Below are 2,054 nucleotides of genomic sequence, written 5' to 3'. Positions count from 1 at the left end.
TGCTGGGCCGGCTCCCCATATTTCTTCCGGTAGTATTCCGCCCAAATCCGCTCTTCCTCCACGGCCCAGGGCTTGCGCCGGTCTTTCTCCGTAAGGATCAAAAACGCGCCCACGCATAAGCCCGGTAAAACGAACATCATCATAGTCCCAAAGACGGCTTCCAGCCTTAGCCCCTCCATCGAGTACAGCATGGCAGCCGTGACCAGCCCGAAAACAATGACACCGGCGGCGACGGCATAGACGGCGGCCCGCTGCCAAGCCATGGGATACTCCCAGGGCGTCTCCTGGGTCAGCCACAGGAATACCAACCCCGCCGCCGGTACAGATAAAAAGGGAAGCACGGAAGCAATGGCATCGGACAAGCGCCCGTTGGAAGCGTAAACCACCAGGGCCGCCAGTATCCCAAATAGGATGGCCCCGCCGCAGACCACGAAGCCGACGGCGTGCCATTTATCCATAGGGACTTTTCGGCCCACATACATCTGCCCGATGATCTCTTTGCGCTTTTGCTTGCTGATCTGGTCCGCGATGGCGGTGATATCCCCTAACTCCGCCGTGGCTTTGGCAAAAGCCTCCTCGGCGGTCAAGCCCTTGCTCTCCAGTTCCTTGATTCGCTCCTGCAGGTTGATGATAATCTCTTCCTTGAAATCCCTCAGTTCCTGGGTATCTTCATAATCTTGAAACAGCCGGTCTACGTAAACCTCAATTTTCAACTTCATTCCTCCTCCAGCAGTTTATTCAGGATCCGCTTGGCAAACTCCCAGTCGGCTTTGTTCTGGCGATACAGCTCTTTCCCTTTTTCCGTAATCCGGTAGTACTTGCGCCGGCCCCCCTGGCTCTCGTCGCCCCAGTAGGAGACAATATATCCTCCCTGTTCGAGACGCCGGTAGCTGGAATACAGGGTGGCCTCCTTGAGCTCGAATTCCTCGCCGGTTTTTTCGAGAATGGTCTTGTGAATTTGATAGCCGTAATTGTCCCCTTTCATTAAGATGCCCAGTACAATGGTGTCCGTGTGACCTCGCAAAAGATCCGACGACAGTTTGGCACCCATGTTCTTCACTCCACTACTATGATGTTCTGAATACACTATATATCAAAGTACTATGACTGTCAATGTACTACGATAGAAAAATAACCCGCCAGTTTTTTCTTTTTGACAGGTTCTGGGCCACCGGGTTATAATTTAGATAGTTAGAAAATCTTCTAAATATCGTAGCCCAAAGGGGTGAGACGGGTGGCTTTAGGCTTGACTTGTAAGGCTTTGGCGGATCCGACCCGCCGGAAAATCATCCGGCTGCTGCGGGATAGGGATATGACGGCCGGGGAAATCGCGGAGTACTTTTCCATTTCCAAGCCGAGCATTTCCCATCATTTAAGTATCCTCAAACAGGCGGGACTCATTTTAGATGAGCGGAAAGGGCAGAATATTGTCTACTCCCTGAACACCAGCGTCATGGAAGAACTCATCGGCTGGCTGATGAGCATCATGCAAAAAGAAGGAGGCGAACAGGATGAAAGGAACAACGATTAAAATTCACTGGGCTTTGTGGGTCATCATGCTGGGCACCCTGGTTTTCGGCCTGGTCATCTACCCCCAGCTGCCGGAACAAGTGCCCATTCACTGGAACGCGGCGGGTGAAGTGGACGGTTACGGCTCCAGATTCATGGGGGCATTAGGCCTGCCGTTAATGAATTTGGGATTGGCGCTGCTCCTGAAATTCGTGCCGGCCATTGATCCGAAAAGGCAAAACTATGAGAAGTTTAAACCCTTTTATCAAATCTTCATCTGGATTTTCGTCCTGTTCATGACCGGATTATATTTCTTAACCATCGCCTGGGCCCTGGGCTACCGCCCCAGCATTGCCCTGTTTACCAAGCTGGGAATGGGAATCATGTTCATGGTGTTAGGCAATTACCTGGGGAAAGTGAGGCCGAACTGGTTTTTCGGCATTAGAACCCCCTGGACCATAGAAAATGAAGAAGTTTGGCTGCGCACTCACCGCCTGGGCGGCCCTTTGATGTTCGGGGCCGGCTTGATCACGGTCTTCCTCGCC

General features: G+C 52.4%; 4 protein-coding genes. 2 read left to right on the top strand and 2 right to left on the bottom strand.

Going from position 1 to position 2,054, the window contains the following annotated elements:
* Both GXX34_06340 and GXX34_06335 read right to left on the bottom strand, forming a co-directional pair.
* Positions 1-713: hypothetical protein (locus tag GXX34_06340; GenBank protein ID HHW07137.1), on the bottom strand; the 713-nt coding region annotated here is incomplete at its 3' end.
* Positions 714-715: 2 nt separating this feature from the next.
* Positions 716-1,051: a PadR family transcriptional regulator gene (locus GXX34_06335; GenBank protein HHW07136.1), complete on the bottom strand. Its 336-nt coding sequence runs from the start codon at positions 1,049-1,051 to the stop codon at positions 716-718.
* 183 nt (positions 1,052-1,234) lie between these two features.
* Between GXX34_06335 and GXX34_06330 the strand changes: the two genes are divergently transcribed.
* Together GXX34_06330 and GXX34_06325 are read left to right on the top strand one after the other, a co-directional pair.
* Positions 1,235-1,531: a winged helix-turn-helix transcriptional regulator gene (locus GXX34_06330; protein ID HHW07135.1), complete on the top strand. Its 297-nt coding sequence runs from the start codon at positions 1,235-1,237 to the stop codon at positions 1,529-1,531.
* On the top strand, positions 1,512-2,054 hold a 543-nt coding region (locus GXX34_06325), incomplete at its 3' end, for an SdpI family protein (GenBank protein HHW07134.1). The genes GXX34_06330 and GXX34_06325, both read left to right, overlap by 20 nt.

Source organism: Clostridia bacterium (assembly GCA_012840125.1).
Lineage (GTDB): Bacteria > Bacillota > DULZ01 > DULZ01 > DULZ01 > DULZ01.
The sequence above is the reverse complement of the archived record's forward strand: the minus strand, read 5'-3'. Positions and strand labels throughout refer to the sequence as shown.